23 protein-coding genes are annotated in these 23,901 nt (G+C 66.7%); 7 read left to right on the plus strand and 16 right to left on the minus strand.

All coding sequences use genetic code 11. The annotated features are described in order from the left end of the window. A partial coding sequence (locus N5E02_RS00005; protein WP_279945666.1) for a chemotaxis protein occupies positions 1-940 on the minus strand: 940 nt, incomplete at its 3' end. Positions 941-1,171: 231 nt separating this feature from the next. Here N5E02_RS00005 and flgA point away from each other — a divergent pair. The 4 genes from flgA (at position 1,172) to N5E02_RS00025 (ending at position 3,856) form a co-directional block, all read left to right on the plus strand. Next, the gene (gene flgA / locus N5E02_RS00010) at positions 1,172-1,828 is read left to right on the plus strand and encodes a flagellar basal body P-ring formation chaperone FlgA (protein WP_005416463.1); all 657 of its coding nucleotides are present in this window, start codon (positions 1,172-1,174) and stop codon (positions 1,826-1,828) included. Positions 1,829-1,903: 75 nt separating this feature from the next. Continuing rightward, positions 1,904-2,209, plus strand: coding sequence for a flagellar biosynthesis anti-sigma factor FlgM (flgM, locus tag N5E02_RS00015; protein WP_005409579.1), 306 nt, complete (start codon positions 1,904-1,906; stop codon positions 2,207-2,209). Then, positions 2,206-2,544 (plus strand): flagella protein, encoded by a 339-nt coding sequence (locus N5E02_RS00020; RefSeq protein WP_065178557.1) that lies wholly within the window; start codon positions 2,206-2,208, stop codon positions 2,542-2,544. Before flgM ends, N5E02_RS00020 begins: the two co-directional genes overlap by 4 nt. 91 nt (positions 2,545-2,635) lie before the next feature. Further along, complete coding sequence (locus N5E02_RS00025) at positions 2,636-3,856, plus strand: ATP-binding protein (RefSeq protein ID WP_053496680.1); 1,221 nt, start codon at positions 2,636-2,638, stop codon at positions 3,854-3,856. 93 nt (positions 3,857-3,949) lie between these two features. Here N5E02_RS00025 and N5E02_RS00030 read toward each other — a convergent pair whose 3' ends face one another. Both N5E02_RS00030 and N5E02_RS00035 read right to left on the minus strand, forming a co-directional pair. Continuing rightward, on the minus strand, positions 3,950-5,722 hold the full coding sequence (locus tag N5E02_RS00030; protein WP_005416466.1) for an EAL domain-containing protein: 1,773 nt from the start codon (positions 5,720-5,722) through the stop codon (positions 3,950-3,952). A gap of 3 nt (positions 5,723-5,725) precedes the next feature. Beyond that, positions 5,726-7,828, minus strand: coding sequence for a PAS domain S-box protein (locus N5E02_RS00035; RefSeq protein ID WP_032954159.1), 2,103 nt, complete (start codon positions 7,826-7,828; stop codon positions 5,726-5,728). 130 nt (positions 7,829-7,958) lie between these two features. Between N5E02_RS00035 and N5E02_RS00040 the strand changes: the two genes are divergently transcribed. Next, on the plus strand, positions 7,959-10,718 hold the full coding sequence (locus tag N5E02_RS00040; RefSeq protein ID WP_049461077.1) for an EAL domain-containing protein: 2,760 nt from the start codon (positions 7,959-7,961) through the stop codon (positions 10,716-10,718). Positions 10,719-10,854: 136 nt separating this feature from the next. Here N5E02_RS00040 and N5E02_RS00045 read toward each other — a convergent pair whose 3' ends face one another. The 8 genes from N5E02_RS00045 to N5E02_RS00080 form a co-directional block, all read right to left on the minus strand. Next, positions 10,855-11,874, minus strand: coding sequence for a GAD-like domain-containing protein (locus N5E02_RS00045; RefSeq protein WP_164229457.1), 1,020 nt, complete (start codon positions 11,872-11,874; stop codon positions 10,855-10,857). 187 nt (positions 11,875-12,061) lie between these two features. Beyond that, positions 12,062-12,568 carry a hypothetical protein gene (locus N5E02_RS00050; protein WP_049461081.1) on the minus strand — a complete coding sequence of 169 codons (507 nt, stop codon included), beginning with the start codon at positions 12,566-12,568 and terminating at the stop codon, positions 12,062-12,064. Positions 12,569-12,635: 67 nt separating this feature from the next. Continuing rightward, complete coding sequence (locus N5E02_RS00055; RefSeq protein ID WP_049461083.1) at positions 12,636-12,851, minus strand: hypothetical protein; 216 nt, start codon at positions 12,849-12,851, stop codon at positions 12,636-12,638. A gap of 98 nt (positions 12,852-12,949) precedes the next feature. Beyond that, positions 12,950-14,140 (minus strand): methyl-accepting chemotaxis protein, encoded by a 1,191-nt coding sequence (locus N5E02_RS00060; RefSeq protein WP_005416472.1) that lies wholly within the window; start codon positions 14,138-14,140, stop codon positions 12,950-12,952. Positions 14,141-14,356: 216 nt separating this feature from the next. After that, positions 14,357-14,971: a high frequency lysogenization protein HflD gene (gene hflD / locus N5E02_RS00065; RefSeq protein WP_005416473.1), complete on the minus strand. Its 615-nt coding sequence runs from the start codon at positions 14,969-14,971 to the stop codon at positions 14,357-14,359. Continuing rightward, complete coding sequence (mnmA, locus tag N5E02_RS00070; protein ID WP_005416474.1) at positions 14,968-16,110, minus strand: tRNA 2-thiouridine(34) synthase MnmA; 1,143 nt, start codon at positions 16,108-16,110, stop codon at positions 14,968-14,970. The genes hflD and mnmA overlap by 4 nt, the downstream gene beginning before the upstream one ends. Further along, the gene (locus tag N5E02_RS00075) at positions 16,107-16,568 is read right to left on the minus strand and encodes an NUDIX hydrolase (RefSeq protein ID WP_139727066.1); all 462 of its coding nucleotides are present in this window, start codon (positions 16,566-16,568) and stop codon (positions 16,107-16,109) included. Before N5E02_RS00075 ends, mnmA begins: the two co-directional genes overlap by 4 nt. 1 nt (position 16,569) lies before the next feature. After that, positions 16,570-17,043 carry a hypothetical protein gene (locus tag N5E02_RS00080; protein WP_005416476.1) on the minus strand — a complete coding sequence of 158 codons (474 nt, stop codon included), beginning with the start codon at positions 17,041-17,043 and terminating at the stop codon, positions 16,570-16,572. A gap of 112 nt (positions 17,044-17,155) precedes the next feature. Here N5E02_RS00080 and clpS point away from each other — a divergent pair, with 112 nt between their 5' ends. Next, positions 17,156-17,482, plus strand: a complete 327-nt coding sequence (gene clpS / locus N5E02_RS00085; RefSeq protein ID WP_005416477.1) for an ATP-dependent Clp protease adapter ClpS — start codon at positions 17,156-17,158, stop codon at positions 17,480-17,482. Between the two features lie 138 nt (positions 17,483-17,620). Here clpS and N5E02_RS00090 read toward each other — a convergent pair whose 3' ends face one another. Further along, entirely contained in the window at positions 17,621-18,433 is an 813-nt protein-coding gene (locus N5E02_RS00090; RefSeq protein ID WP_139727067.1) for an APH(6) family putative aminoglycoside O-phosphotransferase, read from the minus strand. Positions 18,434-18,571: 138 nt separating this feature from the next. Between N5E02_RS00090 and clpA the strand changes: the two genes are divergently transcribed. After that, complete coding sequence (gene clpA / locus N5E02_RS00095; RefSeq protein WP_065178564.1) at positions 18,572-20,857, plus strand: ATP-dependent Clp protease ATP-binding subunit ClpA; 2,286 nt, start codon at positions 18,572-18,574, stop codon at positions 20,855-20,857. Positions 20,858-20,929: 72 nt separating this feature from the next. On the opposite strand, the gene N5E02_RS00100 is transcribed toward clpA, so the two are convergent. From N5E02_RS00100 to N5E02_RS00115, 4 genes are all read right to left on the minus strand, one after another. Further along, on the minus strand, positions 20,930-21,310 hold the full coding sequence (locus tag N5E02_RS00100) for a hypothetical protein (RefSeq protein WP_049460780.1): 381 nt from the start codon (positions 21,308-21,310) through the stop codon (positions 20,930-20,932). Positions 21,311-21,512: 202 nt separating this feature from the next. Next, a complete protein-coding gene (infA, locus tag N5E02_RS00105) occupies positions 21,513-21,731 on the minus strand; it encodes a translation initiation factor IF-1 (protein WP_005409596.1) in 219 nt (72 codons plus the stop codon). A gap of 86 nt (positions 21,732-21,817) precedes the next feature. Then, positions 21,818-22,558, minus strand: coding sequence for a leucyl/phenylalanyl-tRNA--protein transferase (gene aat / locus N5E02_RS00110; protein ID WP_235649574.1), 741 nt, complete (start codon positions 22,556-22,558; stop codon positions 21,818-21,820). Between the two features lie 65 nt (positions 22,559-22,623). After that, a complete protein-coding gene (locus tag N5E02_RS00115) occupies positions 22,624-23,748 on the minus strand; it encodes a GNAT family N-acetyltransferase (protein WP_049460779.1) in 1,125 nt (374 codons plus the stop codon). Positions 23,749-23,901: the final 153 nt, after the last annotated feature.

The raw sequence follows: 23,901 nt of genomic DNA on the forward strand, positions 1-23,901 counted from the left end.
CCGCCATCGCCACCTTGCGCAGGCGGTCCAGCACGAAGTCAGCCAGCTCGTGCGGCGAGTACTTGGCGACGAAGGCGTTGGCGCCGACACGCTCGACCATGGCGTTGTTGAAGACACCCGACAGCGAGGTGTGCAGCAGCACGTAGAGGCCGGCCAGGCCCGGGTGGCGCCGGATTTCCGTCGTCAGCGTGTACCCGTCCATGGCCGGCATCTCGATGTCGGAGATGACCATGGCATAGCGTTCGGCGGGGTTTTCGCCCGAGGCTTGGATCTGCAAGAGGTGGTCGAGAGCCTGCTTGCCATCGGAAAGCAGGGTGGCACCCACGCCCAACTGATCCAGCACGCTGCGGATCTGCTGGCGGGCCACGCGCGAGTCGTCCACCACCAGCACCTGCAGCTGGGGGCCATCGGCGGGCATTGCCATCGCCGGATCGAGTACGGCGTCACCGCGGACCTGGGCGATATCGGCCAGCACGCTTTCAACGTCGATCACCTGGATCAGCTCACCCTGGAAGCGGGTTACCGCGGTCAGGTAGCTCGACTCGGCGCCAAGCTCCGGCGGCGGGTGGATGTCTTCCACCGCGATGTTGACGATGCGTTCGACGCCGCTGACCAGGAACCCCTGGATCGAGCGGTTGAATTCGGTGACGACCAGGTAACCCGGCGAGGTATCGGCATCGGGCTCACGTTCGGGGTGGCCGATGGCCAGGCCCAGGTCCAGCACCGGCACCGAGCGGCCGCGCACGTCGGCCACGCCGGCGAACTGGCTGGGCAGGCCGGGTACCTGGAACAGCTCCGGGCGCCGCAGGACTTCCTGCACCTTGAAGACATTGACGCCAAAAAGCTGACGTCCGCCGAGACGGAACAGCAGCAGCGCCAGGCGGTTGTGGCCGGCCAGGCGGGTCCGCTGGTCGATCCGGTTGAGCAGGTCATGGGACATGGCTGCTGTATCGGCGCGTTGGGCGCCAAACTTGAGGGCGCTCTGCCACTGCGCGCTCCGCACCGCAATTGTGGCGTCGCCCCATGTTCGACCGGGGCTCTTGTAGCGTCGAGCGATGCTCGGCTGGCTGTTGGGCGCAAAGCGGTCGAGCATGGCCTGACTCTACAAGTGCCCCTCTGGCACACCCCTTGCACGCACCTGGGCCAGCTCTTGCCGATTGAAGGAGGCGCCATGTGCCGGGTCACATCTCTATTCGCCATCGCGCTGGCCGTGGCCTCGCCGTGGGCGGCTGCCGCCGACTGGCAGCCGGTGGCAAGCATCCGCGCGGCGGCCTTGTCGACGCTGCCGGCGGGCAGCGAGGGCGAGGCCCAGGTGGCCGATGCGCTGCGCCTGCCGAAGTGCGGGGGGGCGTTACAGGTGCAGCCCACCGCCAACACCACGGTGGAAGTCAGCTGTCCGGATGCGGGCGGCTGGCGCCTGTTCGTGCCGGTAAAGGTGCGGCGCAACCAGACCGTACTGGTGCTCAACCGCGGAATCGGCACTGGAGAAACCCTCACTGCCGCCGATATCACCACTGCCCAGCGTGACGCTGCCCGGATTGCCGGCGCGGTGCTGTCCGATCCCAATGCAGCGATCGGCCGCGTCGCCCGCCGTCCGTTGCAGGCCGGAGCCCTGCTGTCGAACAACGATCTGGTGGTGCAGCGTCTCATCAAGCGAGGAGACAATGTGGCCCTGGTGTCGCGTCGCGGCTCGGTCGAGGTCCGCATTGCCGGCCGTGCGATGGGTGATGCCGGTGAGAACGAACGGGTCTCGGTCGAGAACCTGTCCTCGCGGCGGATCGTGCAAGGCACGGTCGATGCCGCAGGTGACGTAATCGTGGCGCGTTGAATTACCGCAAAATATCCCTAAAGATCACGGCCCTGCGGCCGTTATCCCTTGTGAACGGCAACTCCAGGACACCCCATGAGCCAGAAAATCGACGGCAACCTGCAGGTCCCCCAGGCACTGCGCAGCGTGACGACCCCGGCCAACAAGCCCGGTGTCAGCACCGATGCGGCGGCGCGCCCGGTCGAGGCGGCCGACAGCCTGCGCCTGACCGGCGAGGCCACCAATCTGCAGGCCATCGAGCGCGAGCTGACCACCGCCCCGGCGATCGACGCCCAGCGCGTGGCCGCCGTGCGCGAGTCGCTGCAGAACGGCACCTACAAGATCAATCCGGACGCGATCGCATCGCGCATGCTCGATCTGGACCAGCAGCTGCACGGATGACTGCGGCGATGAGCGAGCCGCTGCAGCGTCTCGCCCAGGCCCTGGACGTTGAACGCCAGGCCCTGGTCGAGCACGACGTGCACGCCCTGATCCGGGCTACCGGCGCCAAGCTGGAAGCGTTGCGTGCGCTGGAAGGCGCGCCACCGGTGGGCGAGAGCGAACAGCTGCAGGAACTGGCCGAGCGCAACCGGGCCAACGGCGTGCTGCTGTCGCGCCGCCGCCGCGAGGTGAACTGGGCGCTGCGCCAGCTCGGCCGCACCGAAGACGCCTCGGCCTACGATGCCAAGGGCCAGTCGCACACGGTCAGCATCGGCCGGCCCCTCGCCGTCGCCTGAGGCGACGGCGGTCGCATAACCCCTCCCGGCGGGCTGAAGCCCGCTGCATGACCGCGTATATTGGGCGCCTGTTCGAACGTCCCGAGTCGCCGTGTCCGCTGCCAACGCCCTGGTTACCGCCCCCCTTCCGCCGCAGCCGGTGCTGCAGGCCCTGCTTGAGCGCCTGCGCGAAGGCCTGCTGCTGTTCACCGATGACGGGCGGGTGGCCCTGGCCAATCCGGCCGCACAGAACCTGCTGGCCAGTGGCGAGGACGGCGGGTTGCCGCCGCCGCAGCGCCTGCGCGAACTGCTGCCGCCCGATGCGCTGGAACAGGCTCGCCAGCATGGTCACTGGAATGGCAGCCTGCCGCTGGGCGAGGGCGTGGTCATCGCCCATCTGTACCACCATGGTCCGGTCGGCCAGGGGCATTTCCTCGCCCTGTTCCGCCACATCGAAGGGCAGGAAGACTACGAACGCGAGCTGCAGCAGCGCCATGCCGAACTGCGCCAGGCCTACCTGCGCCTCAATGGCACCCAGGAAAAGCTGCTGCAGTCGGAGAAGATGGCGTCGATCGGCCAGCTGGCCGCCGGCGTCGCGCACGAGATCAACAACCCGATCGGTTACGTGCACTCCAACCTGGGCAGCCTGCAGGAATACCTGCGCAGCCTGTTCACCGTGATCGAAGCCTACGAGCGCGCCCTGCGCGCGCCGGACCCGAAAGCGCTGATTCCGGAAATCGATGATATCCGTGACCGTCTGGATATCGATTTCATCAGCCGCGACCTGCCGCAGCTGATGGCGGAATCGCGCGAAGGCATCGAGCGGGTCACCCGCATCGTGCGCGACCTGAAGGATTTCTCGTATTCCGGCCGCGACGAGTCGTGGAAGCTGGTCGACCTGCACGCGGGCCTGGAATCGACCATCAACATCATCTGGAACGAACTCAAGTACAAGGTCACCCTGGTGCGCGAGTTCGGCCAGTTGCCCCTGGTGGAGTGCCTGCCATCGGAGTTGAACCAGGTCTACATGAACCTGCTGCTCAACGCCGGCCATGCCATCGCCGAGCGAGGCACGATCACGGTGCGTACCGGCGTTGATGGCGATCACGTTTGGGTCGAGTTCGAAGATACCGGCGGTGGCATCTCGCCGGAACTGCGCCAGCGCATCTTCGATCCGTTCTTCACCACCAAGCCGGTGGGCAGTGGCACCGGCCTGGGCCTGTCGATCTCCTACAGCATCATCAACAAGCACCACGGCCGCATCGACCTGGACAGCACGCCCGGCGTGGGCTCGCGCTTCCGCGTGGTGCTGCCGGTCAAGCAGCCGCGCTGACCGCTTCTGGCAGTGCCGGCCGCTGGCCGGCAACCTCATTGAACCCGATATCCAGAGCAGCCGGCCAGCGGCCGGCTCTACCAGAGGGGATGGTTACCGCAATGGGCGATCCTCGCCGCCATCTCCGCTCTCCACCGGCGCCGGGCCGGCATTGCTGCGGCGCTGTTCCTCGTACGTGCGGAACGCCTGGTGGATGTGCTTGCGCAGCTCGTCGTCGTTCCACGGCTTGGTCAGGAAGCGATAGATCGCGCCGCGGTTGATCGCATCGGTCACCGTGTTCAGATCGGTGTAGCCCGACAGCACCAGGCGGATCGTATCCGGGTACAGCATCTTCACCCGGCCCAGGAACTCGGTGCCGCTCATGTCGCTCATTCGCTGGTCGGACAGGATCACCTGCACGTCGTTGATCGCCAGCAGGTCGAACGCATCGCGCACGTTGCCGGCGGCCAGGATGCGGTAGCCGTCGCGGCGGAACAGGCGCACCAGTGAGCGCAGCACGTTTTCCTCATCATCCAGCAGCAGCAGCGTCCGGTCCGGACGTGTCTCAGCGAAGGCTTCCGGGCGCAGGTAGCGGCGGCGCAGGGTCATGCCGGCGGCATCGGCCGACATCGGTTCGCCGAACAGGTAGCCCTGGAACACATCGCAGTCGTTGCGGCGCAGGAAGCCCAGCTGCGCCTGCGATTCCACGCCGTTGGCAATCACGGTCATGCCCAGCTGGTGGCCCATGGCGATGATCGCGCGGGCGATGGCCGCTTCACGATTGCCGGCCGGCGCGCTCTTGATGAAACTGCGGTCGATCTTCAGCTTGTCCACCGGGTAGCGCACCAGCGCGCTGAGGCTGGAGTCGCCGGTACCGAAGTTGTCCAGGCTCAGGCTGATGCCTTCATTGCGCAGGTTGGCCAGCGTTTCGTGGACGAAATTGACGTTGTTGGTCAGCGCACTCTCGTTGATCTCCAGCGTCAGCATGTGCGCCGGTACGCCCGCCGCCTGCAGCAGTGACATCACTTCGGCGAAGAAGTTCGGCCGCAGCAGCTGCAGGGTGGACACGTTCACTGCGATGGTGAAGTCATCGAAGCCCTGGTCGCGCCACAGCCGCGCCTGCTTCAAGGCGCCTTCCAGCACCCAGGTGCCGATCTGCACGATGATCCCCAGGCGTTCGGCGGTGCGCATGAAGCGCTCCGGCACCAGCATGCCCAGGGTCGGCGACTGCCAACGCAGCAGCGCTTCCATGCCCACCACGTGGCCGTCGCGCGCGCTTACCAGTGGCTGGTAGCGCAGCTTCAGCTCGCCATTGGGAATGGCATCGACGATCTGGCGCGCGATGATGCTCTCGCTGTGCGCGCTTGGCGGGGTGTCCACCGCATGGATGCGCACGGCATTGCCGCCTTCGCGGGCGGCCTGGTACAGCGCATCCTCGGCATGGTCGAGCAGGCGCGAGGTGCTGCTGGCATGTTCCGGGCACAGGCTCACGCCCAGCTTGCCGGTCATGAACAACGTGTACGGCAGCACCGACAGCGGCAGCTCCATCTGTTGGCGGATCTCCTCGGCGAAATCCTCCGGCAACGGCAGATCGGCGGTGCGCGGCACCGCGATCAGGAACTCGTCGCTGCCATGTCGCCACAACTTGCCGCGCCCGCGCAGGTAGGACTGCAGGCGCTGTGCCACCAGCACCAGCGCCTGGTCGCCCACTTCGGCACTCATGTTTTCATTGACCGATGCGAAATGGTCGATGTCCACGTGCATCAGCATCAGTGCGATGCCGCCTGAGGCTGCCTCGGCAACCATTGCCTGCAGCTCGGGGTTGCCGGCGCCAAGGCGGTCGGGAGCGTCATCGATGCTGACCGGGGGCAGGTTGGGATTCCACATGGTTCAGTATTCCGGTGAATCGACGGCAGCCCTGCTGGCCGCCTGGTAGGGGAGGTGGACATCGACCAGGGTGCCTTCGCCATGCGCGGATTCAATCCGCACGTGGCCACCGACGCTCTGTGCGCGCTCGCGCATCACGATCAGGCCCAGGCCGCGCGGGCCGTCCGGATCGAAGCCTTCGCCGTCATCGCGGATCTGCAGGTGCAGGCCGCGCTGGCCGACATCGCGCAGCTGCAGCAGGACCTGGCTGGCGCGCGCATGGCGCAGCGCATTGGTCAGGCTTTCCTGTGCGATGCGGAAGCAGGCCTGTTCGATGCTGTTGTCGGGGCGATGCGGCAACGGCTCGATCTCGGCCAGCAGCTCCACCGGCGAGGAGCGGAACAGAACCCGCGCCTGCCAGCTGAGTGCTGCCTCCAGGCCCAGTGCATCCAGCTGCGGGGGGCGCAGCAGGGTGGAGATGTCGCGCAGTTTGGCCACGGTGGTGTCGGCCAGGCTGACGATCTGCGCCAGATCCTGCCCACGCCGCTGCGGATCGTCCTCTTCCAGCGCCGCGTGCGCCGACAGCTTGATCGCGGTGATGGCCTGGCCGATGTCATCGTGCAGGTCGCGCGAAATCGCACGACGTTCGTCCTCCTGCAGCGAGAACAGCCGCCCGGCCATCGCCTGCAGTTCGCGGTTGCTGGTTTCCAGCGCGCTGCGGATGCGCTCGGAATCACTGAGGTCGCGCACGATCAGCAGCTTGCAGTCGCGGCCACCGTAGCGCACGTCGCCCACCGCCAGGCCGGCATGGAAGCTGCGGCCGTCGCCGCGCTGCATGGCCACCACGCTGCTGTGGCCCGGTCCCAGGTGCGGCTGGCCGGCACGCAGCTGGCTGCGCACCCGCGGCAGGTCTGCGGCAGCGACCAGCGCCGACAAGGGCTCGCCCAGCAGGGTATGGCTGCCGTAGCCGAACAGGCCGGCGGCCCAGGCGTTGGCGTACAACACATGTTCGTCGGAGAGGATCACCACGCCGTCGGGCAGTACCCGCACCAGCTCGCGGAACTGCTCCTCGCGCTCGCGCAGCAGTCGCCGCGACTGCTCGCGTTCGGTCACGTCCTGCAGCGTGCCCAGCACGCGGTTGCGGCCAGCCTCATCGAGACCACTGGCGGCGCGCAGGTGCACCATCAGCGCGCGCCCGTCCATCGACAGCAGCGGCAGCAGCACGTCCACCTGTACCGGCTCGCCGGAGCACAGCTCGGCCAGCAGCTGCTCGGTCTGGGTGGCGGTGGCCGGGTCGGCCGGCACCAGCAGTTCGTCGAAGCGGTGCCAGCGGCGGGCTTCGGGCGGGCGGCGGCCGAGCAGGCGATAGACCTGGTTGGAATAGCGGCCCAGCCCGGTGGACGGGTCCAGCTCCCAGGCGCCGATGCGGGCCAGTTCGTGGGCTTCTTCCACCCGTGCCAGCGCCTGGTCGCGACGCAGCTGGGCCAGGTCCTCGGCAGTGCGATCGATGGCGATCAGCAGGCGCGCATTGTGACCGTCGTAACTGATCGCGTTGGAGCGCAGTTCCATCTGCCGCAGCGCGCCATCGCGCAGCTGCAGCTGCGCGCGCAGGATGCACAGCTCGTCGGGCGCCTCGCGGATCGCCTCCAGCTTGGCCTGCAGCGCCTGGCCCTGTCCGGGTGGCCACAAGGCGTCGATGGTCTGTTCCAGCAGCTCATCGCGCTCCCAGCCGAAAGCGGTGCAGGCGGCTGGGTTGGCGTCGAGGATCGCCAATGTGTCCAGGTCATAGACGAGGATCGGGCCGGGGTTGCCCTCGAACATCTGCCGCAGGCGCAGCTCCGAGGCCTGCTGGCGGGCGTGGGTATGCAGCACGTGCTCGGCCAGCGGGCGCAGAAGCAGGTACAGCAGGCCCGCGCTGGCCAGGGCGAAGAACGAGCCCTTCAGGCCCTGCCACAGGGCCGCCTGCTGCGGATCGGGCACCAGCGCCTGCACCACGCTGTCGGTGGAGATCATCCAGGCCAGCGCCATCACCAGGTAGCTCAACACCACCCGTCGCCGGTCACGGCTCAGCGCCTGCGCCATCCGCGGGTCGGGAACTGGGGCGTTGCCGGTCGGTTCTGCGGGCATGGACGGGGAGGGTGAAAGGGGCGCCGGTCATCTTACCCCGCAGCGTGCCGTCACCACTCAATTATCCGCCGCAGGCGCCGTTAACCACTGCGTGCCCCGCTGACGGGCGAGTCATCCGGAGCAAGATCGCGTGGACCAAGGGATCATCGCCAGCCTGCTGCAGCACCCGCTTGCGTCGGCGCTGGTCATCGTCGACCGTACCGGGCGCCCGCTGGCGGCCAATCCGGCCGCGCGCGAGCATGGCCTGCCGGCCACCGTGGCTGCCTATGCGCCAATGCTGGAAGATCTACGCCTGATGGCCGCCGATGGCGGCATCGTGCCCTGCACGCTGCCAGGCGGCCCGCGCGGCCACTACGACGGCCACCTGCGCGCCGTGCATGACGGTGCCGGCAACCTGCTGGCGTTCACCCTGAGCATTCCCGAGCCGGTGCCGGTCGATGGGGGTGGGCGCTGGGAACTGGCACTGGACAGCGCCGGTCATAGCCTGTGGGACTGGGACATCCCCAGTGACCGGGTGGCGCGCACGCCGGCGCTGGGCGACGAGACGGCCACCGAACTGCTGTCGCGCGTGCACAGCGAGGACATCGACCAGGTGCGTGCCGCGCTCGACGAGCACCTGCGCGGGCGCAGCGAGCAGTACAGTGCACAGTTCCGCTTCCGCCAGGCCGATGGCCAGTGGCGTTGGGTGCTGGATCGCGGCCGCGTGGTCGCGCGCACCGCTGATGGCCAGCCGCTGCGCATGGTCGGCACGCATACCGATATCGAGCAGCAGAAGCAGCTCGAATCGCTGCTGCAGGAACAGCAGCTGCACCTGAGCGAGGCCCAGCGCATCGCCAGCATGGGCAGCTGGTCGTTCGACCCCAACAGCGGGCACTTCTGGTGGTCGCCGGAACTGCGCTCGCTGCTGGCGCTGGAGCACGGCGCCGTGCCCGGCCAGCGGCGCTGGCTGAAGCAGCTGCATCCGCGCTCGCGTGGCGCGTTGCGTGCGGCATGGCGGCGGCTGTGGCGCGATGGTCGTGCCGCCAATCTCGAGCTGGAGCTGACCCGTGGCCATGAGCCATCACAGCACCTGCGGCTGTGGATGCAGCCGCTGCTGGACATGGACGGGCAGCCCAAGCGCCTGCTCGGCCAGGTGCAGAACATCACCGAACAGCACCAGACCGACGCGTTGATTCGCTGGCGCACCGAACTGCTGAACCGGGTTTCCGCGCTGGGCCGCATCGGCGGCTGCGAGATCGAGGTGCAGACCCGGAGCATGCAATGGACCGAGGAATGCTATCGCATCCACGGCCTGCGCAAGGAGCCGATCACCCTCGATCAGGCGATGGCGCTGTATACCGAAGACTCGCGCGATGCGTTCGAGGCGGCGCTGGCCCGCATCGCCAACGGCGGCCTGCCCGAGCAGCTGGACCTGTGCTTCTACCGCCAGTCCGGCCTGCGTGTCTGGGTGCAGGTGCTGATCGAGCTGGATCGTCGTGACGGACTGCCGCCGCGCTTCGTGGTGCTTTTCCGTGATATCACCCGCGAGCGCGAGGCCAACGAGCGCATTGAACTGCTGGCCCACTACGACCTGCTGACCGGCCTGCCCAATCGCGTGCTGCTCGGCGAACAGACCGCCGAGGCCATCGAGGAGGCGCGTGATCGCGGCACCTCGTTGGCGATGCTGTTCATCGACCTGGACGGCTTCAAGACCATCAACGACAGCTTCGGCCACGCCACGGGTGATGCGCTGCTGAAGGCTGCCGCGACCCGCCTGCACCAGAACCTGCGCAACAATGATCTGTTTGGCCGTTTCAGCGGCGACGAGTTCATCGTCGTACTGCGCGACCTGGCTGAGCCCGAGGATGCGGGACATGTCGCCCGCAAGCTGATCGCCTCGCTGGCCGAGCCGCTGCGCCGTGGTGAGACCACGCTGAAGGTCGGTGCCAGTGTCGGCATCGCGATGCTGGGTGATGCGCAGACCGATTTCGATTCACTGCTGCGCGCTGCCGACGCCGCGATGTACGCGGCCAAGGAAGCCGGACGCAACACCTACCAGTATTACAGCCAGGACGCACTGGCCCGCATCCAGCGCAGGCTGGAGCTTGAGCACGCGCTGCACGGTGCGATCGAGCGCGAGGAGTTCAGCCTGGCCTATCAGCCGCTGCTGCATGCCCACCAGGGCGAGCCGCCGGCAATTGAAGCACTGCTGCGCTGGCATCGCCCCGGCATCGGCTATTGCAGCCCGGCCGAGTTCATTCCCATCGCCGAGAAATGCGGCGAGATCGTACGCATCGGCGACTGGGTACTGAACGAAGCCTGCCGTCAGGCAACCGCCTGGGACCGGGCTGGACTGCACTTCGACCGCATCGCGGTCAACGTATCGGCGGTGCAGCTGCGCGACCGTGGCTTCGCCGAACGTGTGATCGAGATCTGCCATGCCCACGGCTGGCCGCCGCAGCGGCTGGAGCTGGAGCTGACCGAATCGGCGCTGATCCGTGACACCGACATCCTGCGCCACTGCTTCGACGTGCTCGAACGGCACGGCGTGCCGCTGGCGGTGGACGACTTCGGTACTGGCTTCTCCAACCTCAACTACCTCAACCGCTTCCCGGTGGGTCGCCTGAAGATCGACCGTAGTTTCGTGCAGGGCATGCTGCACGATTCGGGCACGGCCGAAGTGACCCAGGCCATCGTGCACCTGGGCCACGCGCTGGGCATGAAGGTGGTGGCCGAGGGCGTGGAGACGCACCAGGAAGAAGACATGCTGCGCCGCCAGGGCTGCGACGAAATCCAGGGTTACCTGTACTCGCGCCCGCTCAGCCCGCGTGACCTGGCGCAGTGGCTGCGTCAGCAGCGTCCGTTACCGATGCGCACCGACGCCAGCAGCGAAGCAGTGCTGGTGCGCTGACCACCCGCCGCTGGTAGGTGCCGACCGTTGGTCGGCACGGTTGCCGCATGGCGTGGATCTACTCAAAGAGCCAGCATCTGGTAGTTGCCGACCTTGGTCGGCGTGCACGCTGGTTCGCCCGTTGATGTGTCCGCCGTCAGCGACGCTGCGCAAGCTCTGCGAGCACATCCAGCGCCTTGCGTTTTACCAGGCTGCCTAGCCGCCAGCCGTGCTCTGACACCGGCTCCTTCGAGCTGTAAATCTCTCCGTCGCCCAGCGGCCCCAACATCTCACGGGCTCGCCAGAACATTGGCTCCCCGTCCTCGGCCAGAACATCCAGTTCGGCAGCATCCAATGCAAGCAGGAAGTCGTGCAGGCGTCTGTCGCGGTCGATGTTGCTTGCTGGAAGAGTCAGTGTTGCTGGCGCGCATAGGTAACCTTCGTGGGGTTCAAGCGTGAGTTCGACTCCGGTTCGCTCGCCACAGATCAGCATCTGGCCGAATGGCGAGATCGCATAGACATGGAAATCATCTTTGCCCCATAGAGGACTGCCCGCCAGAAGGGCGGCGAGCACCGATTCGTACCCCGCAGGGTTCACCAAAGCCAGTCGATCATCGTGATAGCGCGCAAGACCGTCGCGCTGCCACAGTGCCAGCAATGCGTCCGTGAACCTGCCTTTCCAGAGCGTCAGCATGGTGTCAGCAACAGGCGAGCCTGGAGTACTGGTTTGCAGTTGATCCAGAAGGCTCGTCGTGAAGAGGGCGGAAGTATCGGTATCCACGACTGCCGAGACGTTCTCCGGGTGGTCCCGGTCCTCCGGACCTTCCGGCAGCAGGTTGAGAAATGTCAGCATGCTCTCGGCCCGTGCAAGCTCCAGGTTCGATTCCTCGCCCGGAATGGCGCTTGCCTTGCTTCCGGAGACAAGCAACAAGGCGCCCGTTGGAAGCTCATGCCACGGGGCTTCAAGGATCAGATAACGTCGCGGCGCCTGTTCGGCATCATCGTCAAGGATGATGACTGGCGGGCCGTCTTGCACGCACCCCGCGGACACTTCAACTGCTGCATCGATCACACCCGCTTCAGGATCGTACGCATTGATCGGAGCGGAGTAGGGCTGCTGGAACGCTCCAAACGTCTTCAGCGCCTGCTGAAGCGCCCCAAGGGAATCGGGATCCACGGTCAATGGGACAAGGGGGTGCCGGAAGCTGCAAAGCAACTGAGAGGCAGAGAAGGGCGCTGGTCATCGGGCTGGCTTGATCTGAACCGCAATCGGCCCCTTCACGATGAAGGGCGCATGGTTCACGGTCCATGCAAACAGTCGGAAATGCTGGCATCGCGGGGCATCATCCACGCACGGCGTGGATCTACCTTGGAAACTCCGCCTTCAACTGCATGCGCAGCGCCTCGACAATGGCCGCATAGCGCCGCTTCTGCACCAGATAGCTGGCCAGGAACAGTGGCAGTACCAGCAGCATCGGCGCCACCATCGGGCGCATCGCCACCAGTGGCAACAGCAGCAGCGACAGCATCGCCACGAACCAGCTGCACAGGCCGATCACCCGCACCTCGTGCCGCCGTGCGTTGAGCACGATGCGTCCACGCATCACCGGGAAGTAGCGCAGGCCGAAGCTCGGCGCGAAGCTCTCGCGGAACGCCATGCTGCCATCGGGCAGCGCATGGAAGGCCAGCCGCAGCCACTTGTCCTGCGGCAGGTCACGCTCCAGGCTGCCCAGCGAGAGCCGGGCCTGCATGGCCGGCGGCGCAGCGATGCGTTCGTTGAACAGGGTGATGCCCCAGCTGAAATAGCCGGCCACCCAGGCCATCAGGAGGACGGTCTCCAACAGCACGAGTGCGATCAGGGTGATGGCCATAGGTCTTCCATGGACGGGACCGGGCAATCATGCCATGCGGGATGCCCCACCCACGCAGGGCGTGGATCTACTTCAGGGCTTCGCCATCCAACCCCAGGTCCCACGCCAGCCCCAACAGCTCGTCGTCCGCCGGCGATGGCGCCGGGCGCGCGTCCGCCAGCTGCTGCAGCTCGCAGATTTCCTCGCGGGCGACCTCTTCCAGCTTTTGCAGCTGCTCACGCACGCTCGCGTTGCGCGGGCGCTCGGTGTCGGTGAGGGCGGGCAGGGCGCGGATCAGGGTCATGGTGCGCGTACAGGATGCATCCAGCGGCGGGTTACAGGCAAAGGCCCCGGACGAACCGGGGCCTTGCGGGCTGCCGGCGAGGGCAGCGGACATCAGGATCAGAACAGCTCTACCGTGCCGGCACCCATGCTCTGCTGGGCAACCGGCTTGTGCGGCGGGCGTTCCCATTCGCTGCGCAGTTCGCGCAGGCGGTTGCCGGTGCGCTGCAGGGCCGTGGCGATCTCTTCGTCGAACACGCCGCCATTGCGGTGCAGCAGTTCCTGCAGGGCCACCGCTTCACGGTTGATCGCGGTCAGGCGGTCCAGGTGGGTGTGCACGCCGCCCAGCGCCTGGGTGGCGATGTCTTCGAACTGCAGGGCGCGCACGGCTTCGGCCACGCTGCCATCGATCGCACGTGCGCACTCGGAGACTTCGCGCATGCCGTCGCCGAGCGAGGCATTGATCTGCGCGACATTGTCGAGCATTGCCGCCGCTTCCTGGCGTGCTTCGCGGGAGCGGTCCATGTCACGCGAGGCCATGTGCGAGACCGTCTCGCGCACCTTGGCGATGGCGTCCTTGGAGCTGTGCGCCAGCTTGCGGATCTGCTCGTTGAAGGTGGTCGAGCGCTCGGACAGGTTGCGCACTTCGTCGGCGACCACCGCGAAGCCTCGGCCGGCTTCACCGGCACGCGCGGCTTCGATGGCGGCGTTCAGCGCCAGCAGGTTGGTCTGGTCGGCGATCGACTTGACGTCTTCCAGCAGCGCGAAGATGCCATCCAGGTGCTGTGCCATCTGGTCGATGTGCTGCACGGTGGTGCTGCTCTGGCCGCTCACCTGTTCCAGCGCTTCCACCAGCTGTTCCATGCGGTGGCTGGCGTGCTGGGCGAAACGGGCAACGTCGAGGCCGGCATTGCCTTCATCGCCGGCGCGGTCGACGATGCGCGACAGCGCCTGGCTCTGCTGGCGCGACTTGCGGTTCATCGCATCGAAGCTGCCGCCCAGGCTGGAGACCGCCTGGCGGATCAGGTCGCGGGCGCGTTCCACTTCACCACGCGAACCGTCGATTTCGTTGCCGACGAAGTTGCGCAGTTCGGTCAGCAGCTGGTCCTGCTCACGCAGGACACGGGCATGTTCCGGGGAACGATGCGCCTGGGCGCGGGTGGTCCACCACGCGAAGCCGAGCCAACTCAGCGTCATCGTGGTCAGGATCGCCCAGCGCAGGGCGGCCGGCCATTCGAATCCGATGGCGAAGGGGAGCAGCAGGGTCAGAGCCAGCGGGGCGGCCAGACGGATGAAAATGCGTGAGTACATGGACGTTCTCGGGAGGTGCACGGAGGATGTATCGGCCGTACCCCCTTTCTCTTTAACGTCGATGTGCCTGGAAGTGCATTCTGAATGCGCCGGTTTTCCGGCGCTTGGCGGCTTCGGGGTCTGAGCCCTTTCCGTGCCGGAAAGGGATCCGACCCCTGGGTAGGCAGCGGCGGGGTCGGATCCCTTCTCATGGAAAAGGGCTCTGACCCCACACCCTTACGCCAGCTGCCGGTCCACGGCCTCGATCATCGCCTTGCGGCCGAACAGGAAGTCCCAGTAGCTGCCGCCCAGCTGGCGCCACAGCACTGCCGAGCGCACCGCGGCCAACAGCAGGGCACGGATCTCGGCCACCACGCCGGCCTGGCCCAGGTAGTGCGGGTTGCCCTGCACCATCACCCGCGGCTTGAGGTGGCTGATGGTGTCCGCGTACAGGCTTCCCAGGCTGGCCAGCACATCCGGGTGGCCGCTGTCGCCCAGTTCGGTGGCCTGGCGCTGGGCACGCTCGATGCCCGAAGCAACCTTGTTCACGGTGGCGCCATCCTGAACGAAGCGGCGCTCCAGCTGCAGCACCGACAGCGCCAGTTTCGGCAGGATCGGATCCTGGCCCTGGTTGCGGAAGTAGTTGTGCAGCAGGCGCAGCCCGGCCTTCAGTGCATGGCGGTCACCGAACACCGCCTGCGGCGAGGACGCATCGACACGGAACACGCTGTCCACGGCGGTGCGCACGGCGGCGGCGTCGGAATGGCCGGTATCGGCGATGCGGCGTACCTGCTGCAGGGCCTGGGCAATGCCGGCCAGGGCCAGGACGCGGTCGTCGACAGTGAAACTCATGCAGCGATTACCTCAAAAGGGGAGGGGGTGGTGCGCAGGCGCTGTTCCAGCGGCGCATCGGTGGCGGCGATCACCGCGCCACCCAGGCACACATCACCGTCATACAGCACCAGCGATTGACCGGGGGTAACGGCACGCTGCGGGCGCGCGAAAGTGACCAGCACGCTGCCATCGTCCAGCACGTCGACCGTACACGGCTCATCGGGCTGGCGGTAGCGGGTCTGGGCGGTGCATTCGAAGCGTCGCGCGGGTGGCGAGCCCGAGATCCAATGCGCCGGCTCCGATCGCAGGCGCTCGGACAGCATCCATGGGCTGTCGCGGTCCTGGTCGACGTACAGCACGTTGCTGGCCACATCCTTGCCGACCACGTACCACGGTGCGGCCGGGCGGCCGCGTACGCCGCCGATGTTCAGGCCCTCGCGCTGGCCCAGGGTGAAATAGAACACGCCCGGATGTTCGGCGATCACGCTGCCGTCGGCCGGGTCAAGGATCTGGCCGGGCCTGGCCGGCAGGTAGCGGCCGAGGAATTCGCGGAAATCCCGCTCGCCGATGAAGCAGATGCCGGTGGAATCCTTCTTGGCGTGGGTCGGCAGGCCGACGTCGCGCGCAATCCGTCGCAGGTCGGTCTTCTCCAGGTCGCCGATCGGGAACAGGGTGGCCGCCAGCTGCTCCTGGCCCAGCTGGTGCAGGAAGTAGCTCTGGTCCTTGGAGCGGTCGGCACCGCGCAGCAGCAGCCACTGGTGGCCGCGCTGGGTCACCCGCGCGTAGTGGCCGGTGGCGATGCGCTCGGCGCCCAGCTCGCGGGCGGCATCCAGGAAATGCTTGAACTTCACCTCGCGGTTGCACAGCACGTCCGGGTTCGGCGTGCGGCCGGCGGCGTATTCGGCCAGGAAGTGCTCGAACACGCCCTGCCAGTACTCGCTGGAAAAGTCCCGGAAGTGGAACGGGATACCGAGCAGGCCGCATACGGCGACCGCATCGCGGCGGTCATCCTCGGCACGGCAGTCACCGCTGCCGTCGTCGGCCCAGTTCTGCATGAACAGGCCGGCCACGGCCTCGCCCTGCTGGACCAGGCGCCAGGCGGCGACCGAAGAGTCGACACCCCCCGAGACGCCCACCATCACGCGCGGCGTGCTCATGCGACCTCCCGGACCAGCGAAAGCGGATGGCGCTGGCCACCCAGGTAATCCGCCACCACCTGCCAGACCAGCGGGCTGCGCTGGCGCTCGCCGGCGGCCTGCAGCTCGGCCGGGGTCAGCCACAGCGCGTGGTCGATACCGGTGTCCAGCGGTTGGGCCGGGTCGTGCGAGACCGGGTGTGCTGCGTAGCAGAAGCGCAGGAAGGCGGTGCCGTCGCCGGCAGTCCACTGGTAGCAGCCGATGAAATGGGTCAGCTGCACGGTCCAGCCGGTTTCCTCCCGGGTCTCGCGCAGGGCTGCCTCGGCCAGGCTTTCGCCTGGCTCGAGGTGGCCGGCCGGCTGGTTCAGCACCTGGCGGCCTTCAATGGTCTCTTCGACCAGCAGCACGCGGCCGCCGTCAACCACTACCGTGGCGACGGTGGCGTGCGGTGCCCAGCGCGGGTCCGGCGTGGCGTTCAACTCAGAACTCGTCCTTCTTGGTCAGCTCCAGCTCCATCGCGTCGGCGGTGCGGATGGCCGCATCGATGGCGTCGCTGAGCTGGTCCGGGGTGGCATCGGCGTCGATCTTGACCACGAACATGGCGGTGGTGTCCTGCTTTACCCAGCCCCCCATCTTGGCGTCCTGCGAATCCTCCAGCAGGCGGTTGGCCACGGCCACCGGGAACTGCTTGGTCTTGGCGTTGTAGGCCGGCGACCAGATCTCACGGATGTTGTGGCTGCCGAAATCCTCCACCGCCGAGCGCACGTAGACCATCTGGGTGCGGTCACCCTCGACGTCGAACACCATGCGGTAGTCGCCATCCTCGTCGACTTCGTAGGTATAGCCCAGCTTGTCCAGATGGCGGGCCACGGACTTGTCGGCGCTGGTTGCGGCAGTGGCAGAGCCGGCAGCGGCCAGCGCGATCAGCAGGGCGGGAAGAAGGGTCCTTTTCATGAAGATCCTGTGAAACAGTGTTGGGAGAGGGTGCAATTGTGACGGTGGGCGTGCGTGCCGTCCAATCTGCGGCGGGCCGACGCAGGCCTGCCCGAGCCCCTATAATGGATGGATGCCCCATGAGTCCTCCCCCGATTCCCAGCACGAGCACGGCGTTGCCGTAGAGCCCGCGCGCCCGGAAGTGGCGCCGCCGCCGTTCTACCAGGTGATGCTGCTCAACGACGACTACACCCCGATGGATTTCGTGGTGGATGTGCTGCAGCAGTTCTTCAGCATGGACCTGGACAAGGCCACCCAGGTGATGCTGCACGTTCATACCCGCGGTCGCGGCGTCTGCGGTGTCTTCACCCGCGAAGTAGCCGAGACCAAGGTTGCCCAGGTCAACGAGTACTCGCGGATGAACCAGCATCCGCTGCTGTGCACGATGGAAAAGGCCTGACCGGCTGCCGATTCGCGTCCGGGCACATCGATCCCGGACCCAGTGTGCCCACCAAGGTGGGCACCTACCAAAGCAGAGGCCTGTATCGATCGTGGATGGAGCGCCCCCAGCAAGGTAGGCACCTGCCAAGCGCGGGTCTCAGCTCTCCGCCAGCGCCTCCAGCGCCATCCGCGCCACCGCCTCGTCCACGTCGGCCGGGTCGCCGTCATCCCTGAACCACACTGCCGACAGCGCCATGCTGGCCGCGATCCAGCGCAGCAGGCGCGTGCGTTCCAGGCCGGCCAGTGCGCTGACCTGTTCCAGCCGGGCAGCAAACCGCTCCGGCCGCGTGGCCACAAGGATGCCCGGGCCACAGAGATCCGGATTGCTGAACATCGTCGTGTAGTCGAACGCACGGTCGCCCAGCAACCGCTTCGGGTCGATCGCCAGCCAGCCGCGCGCGCCGAAATCGAGCACGTTGTCGTGGTGCAGGTCGCCATGCAGGGGCCGGACCTCGCGCTCTTCCTGCAGCAACCCCTCCGCCAGTGATCTGCACTGTTCCAGCAGTGGCGGCAGCGCAGCCCTTGGCTGCAGCAGATCGGCGAACCATTTACGCAGGCAGACCAGTTCCGCTGGCGGCGCGCTCCGTGGCCGGTGCAGCCGTTGCAGGACCTGGCACAGGATCGTGGTGCAGGCCTCATCGTCGCCCTCGATCGAGCGTTGCCTCAGCGAGTCGCCGCCGGCACGTTCGATCAGGATCGCCGGCCCGGCGTGGGCCAGCAGGCGGGCAGCGCCGTCGCCGTCCCACCAGCGCAGAAGGCGGTGGCTGTTCTGCTCCTCGGTTTCGCTGCTGATCTTCAGCATCGCCGGCGTGCCGGCAGCGGTCAGCACCGGCCAGAGCCGGGCATGGGCCGTTTCGATGGCCGGGCCATCACGCCGCAATCGCCAGCGGCTCAGGTAGGGTTCGCTCATGCCGGTTGAGGTCTTCTGGAGTGAACGAAGATCAAGCGTTCTGCAGTGCTAACGCCATCTGAACGCAGCAATCCGCTAGGGTGATGGAAATCGCGTAGTCAGGCCGCATATTGTTCCCATCTGCCGCCGGAGTAATCCATGTTCAGCAAAGACCTCGAACACACCATCGGCCAGTGCTACAAGCGCGCCCGTGAGGCCCGGCATGAGTTCATGACGGTCGAACACCTGCTGTTGGCACTGCTCGACAATCCGTCCGCCCAGGCCGTCCTGAAAGCCTGTGGTGCCGACGCCGAACGCCTGCGCCAGGAGCTGGAGCAGGCCATCGAGGCCTCCGTGTCGCGCCTGGCCGAAGATGACGGTCGCGATACCCAGCCGACCCTGGGCTTCCAGCGCGTGCTGCAGCGGGCCGTGTACCACGTGCAGTCCTCGGGCAAGAAGGAGGTCACCGGCGCCAACGTGCTGGTCGCCATCTTCGGCGAGAAGGACTCCCACGCCGTCTACTACCTCAACCAGCAGGATGTGACCCGGCTGGATGTGGTCAATTACCTGTCCCACGGCATCGCCAAGCTGGGCGAGGAAGGCGAGCAGCCGTCCTCCTCCTCCGACGGCGAGGGCCGCATGGAAGGCGGGGAGGGTGAGCCGAAGGGTGATGCCCTGACCGAGTTCGCCAGCAACCTCAACGAACAGGCCCGGTCCGGCCGCATCGATCCCCTGGTCGGTCGTGGTGACGAGATCGAGCGCACCATCCAGGTCCTGTGCCGTCGCCGCAAGAACAATCCGCTGTACGTGGGCGAGGCCGGCGTGGGCAAGACCGCCATCGCCGAGGGCCTGGCCCGCCGCATCGTCGAGGGCTCGGTGCCCGACGTGCTTGCCGACGCGGTGATCTATTCGCTCGACCTGGGCGCGCTGGTGGCCGGCACCAAGTACCGTGGCGACTTCGAGAAGCGCCTGAAGGGTGTGTTGACCGCGCTGAAGAAGGTGCCCAACGCAGTGCTGTTCATCGACGAGATCCACACCATCATCGGCGCCGGCTCGGCGTCGGGCGGCACCATGGATGCGTCCAACCTGATCAAGCCGGCCCTGGCCTCCGGGGAGCTGCGCTGCATCGGTTCGACCACTTTCCAGGAATACCGCGGCATCTTCGAGAAGGACCGGGCACTGGCCCGCCGCTTCCAGAAGATCGACATCGTGGAGCCGACCGTTGGCGAGACCTACGAGATCCTGCAGGGCCTGAAGTCCAAGTACGAGCTGCACCACGGCGTGACCTACTCCGACGAGGCGCTGCAGGCGGCGGTTGACCTGTCGGTGAAGCACATCGGCGACCGCCTGCTGCCGGACAAGGCCATCGATGTGATCGACGAGGCCGGTGCCCGCCAGCGCCTGCTGCCGGAAGGGCAGCGCAAGGAGCTGATCGACGTCGAGGAAGTGGAGGCGATCGTCGCCAAGATGGCGCGCATCCCGACCAAGCAGGTCAGTGCCACCGACAAGGATGTGCTGCAGCACCTGGAGCGCAACCTGAAGATGGTGATCTTCGGCCAGGACCCGGCCATCGAGACGCTGTCCTCGGCAATCAAGCTGGCACGTTCGGGCCTGGGCAATCCGGAAAAGCCGATCGGCAACTTCCTGTTCGCCGGCCCGACCGGTGTCGGCAAGACCGAGGTGACCAAGCAGCTGGCGCTGCAGCTGGGCATCGAGCTGGTCCGCTTCGACATGTCCGAATACATGGAGCCGCATTCGATCAGCCGCCTGATCGGTGCCCCTCCAGGCTACGTCGGCTTCGATCAGGGCGGCCTGCTGACCGAGAAGATCGTCAAGACGCCGCACTGCGTGCTGCTGCTGGACGAAATCGAGAAGGCGCACCCGGACATCTTCAACATCCTGTTGCAGGTGATGGATCGCGGCGTGCTGACTGATACCAACGGTCGTGAGGCCAACTTCAAGAACGTGGTGCTGGTGATGACCACCAATGCAGGTGCGGCGCAGGCCTCGCGGCGCTCGATCGGCTTCACCAAGCAGGACCACGCCACCGACGCGATGGAGACCATCCGCCGCAGCTTCACCCCGGAATTCCGCAACCGCCTCGACGCGGTGGTGCAGTTCCAGGCGCTGGGCTTCGAGCACATCCTGCGCGTAGTCGACAAGTTCCTGATCGAGCTGGAGATGCTGCTGCAGGACAAGCACGTCAGCCTGTCGGCCACGCCGACCGCGCGCGACTGGCTGGCCCACCACGGCTTCGACCCGCTGATGGGTGCGCGTCCGATGGCCCGGGTGATCCAGGACAGGATCAAGCGTCCGCTGGCCGACGAGCTGCTGTTCGGCAAGCTGGTCAACGGCGGCAAGGTGAGCATCGATGTGCGCGACGACGAGCTGGTGGTCGAAACCCAGGCCGAACCGGAGCGCCTGCTGCCGGTCACGGTGGAATGAACTGACCCCCGGCCGGTTTCGGCGGACCTGAAATGACAAGGGCGGCTTCGGCCGCCCTTGTTGTACGCGACGTCAGCGGCTGCGCTGGCGGGCTTTCTTCTTGAAGGTGGCCTCGTCAACTGGTTCGATCTGCGACACGATGCAGCGGCTGGAATCGGTGTTCAGCTGGCTGCGGCCGGCAGCGCACAGCAGACCCTGCTGGCCGTCCGTAGCGAAGCTCAGTTTCCGCGAGTAGCCTGCCGCCGAGCAGTCGTCCTGGAAATGCACGACGTAGTGGTCCTGGCCATTGCGCAGCAGGATGTTGCGCGAGGCGCCGGCGCGCACCAGTTGCTGGTCGCTGCCCAGCTGGACGCAGTCACTGGAGGTGGAAAGAGTGTCGGCGGCGTGCACGGGCGCTGCGCTGGCGGACACGGCAAGGGCGACGAGCAGAGCGGTCAGCGGGAGCATGTTCATGGCGGGGCAGGGGATGGCGATCCGGACTGGATCGGGTCCCACGATGCCGCCACGGATGCAGATGCGAATCTGCCGCAAGCAGGGCTGACCGACGTCACGGTGAGTTCGGTCACGATGACCTCCGGCAGGGCCGGATTGCAGGCATGACAAAAGGCCAGCAACCAGGGCTGGCCTTGTCGAAATGGCGCAGCGCGCCGACCGCTTACTTCATGCGGTAGGTGATACGACCCTTGGTCAGGTCGTACGGGGTCATTTCAACCTTGACCCGGTCACCGGTGAGGATGCGGATGTAGTTCTTGCGCATGCGGCCGGAGATGTGGGCGATGATTTCGTGCCCATTTTCCAGACGAACGCGGAAAGTGGTGTTCGGCAGCGTCTCGCTGACGGTGCCCTCGAACTCGATGGAATCGTCTTTCGACATGTAGTCCTGTGCGGTTCAGAAAACGGCCACGCTGGGCCTAAGGCGCGGTATTTTACGCGTGACCGGCCCAGCTTGCAAAGTTTGTGTTAACCGCCGGCCAAATGCTGGGCTGGCAAGCGTCCGACGGCCTGTGTCCACGAGCCTTCACGGCTGTCACGGCGCACGGCCTGGCGCACGTGCTGCAGGAATTCCGCGCGCGGCAGGTGTTCGGCGCCCATCCGCAGCAGGTGCGGATTTTCCACCTGGGCGTCGATCAGCTCCCAACCCCAGCCGTGAAGCGTGGACGCCAGTGCCGCCAGCGCGATCTTGGAACCACCGCTGGCGCCACTGAACATGCTCTCGCCGAAGAACATTGACCCGATGGCCACCCCGTAGATGCCGCCGACCAGCGACTGACGGTCCCAGACTTCGAAGGAATGGGCGAAGCCGAGGTCGTGCAACTGGCTGTAGGCCTCGACCATGGCCGGGCTGATCCAGGTGTCGTCCTGGCCGGGCCGAGGTGCCGCCGCACAGGCGCGCATCACCTGGCTGAAGGCGGTGTCCGCGCTGACCTCCCATGTACTGCTGCGCAGCTGGCGGCGGAAGCGGCTGGACAGGTGCACGCCGTCGGTGCGGAACACCATGCGCGGATCAGGCGACCACCACAGGATCGGCTCGCCCTCGCTGAACCACGGAAAGATGCCGCCTGCGTAGGCGTTGAGCAGACGCGCTGGATGCAGGTCACCACCCACCGCGAGCAGGCCGTCGGGCTGGCGCAGGGCGGTCTCGGCAGGAGGGAAGGGAGCGTCCGGCGCATCGGCCAGGCGCCAGGGCAGCTGGCGGGTCATGCCGGCATTGTAGTCGTCGCGGCCCCGCGCGAATGCCGTGGTAGATGCCAACGCTGGTTGGCTGGTCACCCGTCCGCGCGAAATGGGCTGTGCCCCAACAGCTCCTGCCGGTACCGCCGCACATCGCGCCGCTCCTGCCGGCACCACTCCTGCAGCGCCTCGGCGAAATCCGCGTCGGCCACCCAGTGCCGGCTGCGTACCAGCGTCGGCAGGAAGCCTCGCGCCAGTTTGTGCTCGCCCTGTGCGCCCGGCTCGAAACGGCTCAGCCCTTCGCGCAGGCAGTATTCGATGCCCTGGTAGTAGCAGGCTTCGAAATGCAGGCCGGGCAATGTGGCGCCACCCCAGTAGCGACCGTACAGCGTGTCACCACCGCGCAGGCAAAGTGCGCCGGCGATTGGCTGGCCTTCCTGCTCGGCCAGGAACAGCACCAGCCCACGTCCCAATGAAATGGCCAGATGGCGCAGGAAAGCCTCGGTCAGCGCCGGGGCATTGCCGTACTCAAGGAAGGTCTGCAGGTAGAAGCGATACATCGCCTGCAGGTCGGCGCGGCTGGCCTCGTCGCCATGCACCACGCGGAACGTGATGCCCTGGCGGGTGACCTTGGCCCGTTCCTGGCGGATGTTCTTGCGGTGCTTGTGGTTCATCGCGCCGAGGAACTGGTCGAATGTCGCCCAGTCACCCGGGTTCTGCCACTGGAACTGCACGTCCTCGCGCAGCAGCCAGTCATCGCCGAACAGCGCCTCGTCCGCTGCGGTGTGGAAATTGATATGGGCCGATGACACCTCCAGTGCTGGCAGTGCATCACGCAACACCGAAAGCAACGCGGTGCGATCTGAATCGTGACGGGCCAGCAGGCGCGGCCCGGTGACCGGCGAGTACGGCACCGCGCCCAGCCACTTCGGGTAGTAGTCGCGGCCATGGCGGGCATAGGCGTTGGCCCAGGCATGGTCGAACACGAATTCGCCGTGGGAGTTGGTCTTCAGGTAGCCCGGAATGGCGCCGATCAGGCGCTCGCCCTCCCACAGCGTGAAGTGCCGGGGCTGCCAGCCCCAGTCCTCGCGCAGGCAGCCGTGCTGTTCCAGGCCTGAGAGGAAGGCGTGGCTGACGAACGGGTTCTGGCCGTCGTGCAGGGCGTCCCAGTCCGTGGCGGGAATGGACTGCAGGGAGTCGAGGAAGCGGGGGGAGGGCATGGTTGGCAAGGATAGGCCAGGTGGATCACGAATGGTGTTGGCGGGGCTGGGTTGGTTTGTTTCGGTTGGAGGTGAGGAAAATTTGAATTCTCCATCCGTGTGCGCTGGGTTGCGGAATGCCTGAATTCGAAAGGACAGAGTGAGCTGCGCCGC

This window comes from Stenotrophomonas sp. GD03777 (assembly GCF_029842485.1).
GTDB classification, from domain to species: domain Bacteria; phylum Pseudomonadota; class Gammaproteobacteria; order Xanthomonadales; family Xanthomonadaceae; genus Stenotrophomonas; species Stenotrophomonas sepilia.

What these genes read in the sequence shown, in the direction of transcription:
- N5E02_RS00020 (WP_065178557.1), top strand. Translation starts at nt 2,206, where the DNA reads ATGACTGCGGCGATGAGCGAGCCGCTGCAGCGTCTCGCCCAGGCCCTG.
- hflD (WP_005416473.1), bottom strand. Translation starts at nt 14,971, where the DNA reads ATGAGTTTCACTGTCGACGACCGCGTCCTGGCCCTGGCCGGCATTGCC.
- mnmA (WP_005416474.1), bottom strand. Translation starts at nt 16,110, where the DNA reads ATGAGCACGCCGCGCGTGATGGTGGGCGTCTCGGGGGGTGTCGACTCT.
- infA (WP_005409596.1), bottom strand. Translation starts at nt 21,731, where the DNA reads ATGTCGAAAGACGATTCCATCGAGTTCGAGGGCACCGTCAGCGAGACG.
- N5E02_RS00050 (WP_049461081.1), bottom strand. Translation starts at nt 12,568, where the DNA reads ATGGCCATCACCCTGATCGCACTCGTGCTGTTGGAGACCGTCCTCCTG.
- aat (WP_235649574.1), bottom strand. Translation starts at nt 22,558, where the DNA reads ATGACCCGCCAGCTGCCCTGGCGCCTGGCCGATGCGCCGGACGCTCCC.
- clpA (WP_065178564.1), top strand. Translation starts at nt 18,572, where the DNA reads ATGTTCAGCAAAGACCTCGAACACACCATCGGCCAGTGCTACAAGCGC.
- N5E02_RS00055 (WP_049461083.1), bottom strand. Translation starts at nt 12,851, where the DNA reads ATGACCCTGATCCGCGCCCTGCCCGCCCTCACCGACACCGAGCGCCCG.
- N5E02_RS00090 (WP_139727067.1), bottom strand. Translation starts at nt 18,433, where the DNA reads ATGAGCGAACCCTACCTGAGCCGCTGGCGATTGCGGCGTGATGGCCCG.
- clpS (WP_005416477.1), top strand. Translation starts at nt 17,156, where the DNA reads ATGCCCCATGAGTCCTCCCCCGATTCCCAGCACGAGCACGGCGTTGCC.
- flgA (WP_005416463.1), top strand. Translation starts at nt 1,172, where the DNA reads ATGTGCCGGGTCACATCTCTATTCGCCATCGCGCTGGCCGTGGCCTCG.
- N5E02_RS00060 (WP_005416472.1), bottom strand. Translation starts at nt 14,140, where the DNA reads ATGTACTCACGCATTTTCATCCGTCTGGCCGCCCCGCTGGCTCTGACC.
- flgM (WP_005409579.1), top strand. Translation starts at nt 1,904, where the DNA reads ATGAGCCAGAAAATCGACGGCAACCTGCAGGTCCCCCAGGCACTGCGC.
- N5E02_RS00080 (WP_005416476.1), bottom strand. Translation starts at nt 17,043, where the DNA reads ATGAAAAGGACCCTTCTTCCCGCCCTGCTGATCGCGCTGGCCGCTGCC.
- N5E02_RS00030 (WP_005416466.1), bottom strand. Translation starts at nt 5,722, where the DNA reads ATGTGGAATCCCAACCTGCCCCCGGTCAGCATCGATGACGCTCCCGAC.
- N5E02_RS00035 (WP_032954159.1), bottom strand. Translation starts at nt 7,828, where the DNA reads ATGCCCGCAGAACCGACCGGCAACGCCCCAGTTCCCGACCCGCGGATG.
- N5E02_RS00115 (WP_049460779.1), bottom strand. Translation starts at nt 23,748, where the DNA reads ATGCCCTCCCCCCGCTTCCTCGACTCCCTGCAGTCCATTCCCGCCACG.
- N5E02_RS00100 (WP_049460780.1), bottom strand. Translation starts at nt 21,310, where the DNA reads ATGAACATGCTCCCGCTGACCGCTCTGCTCGTCGCCCTTGCCGTGTCC.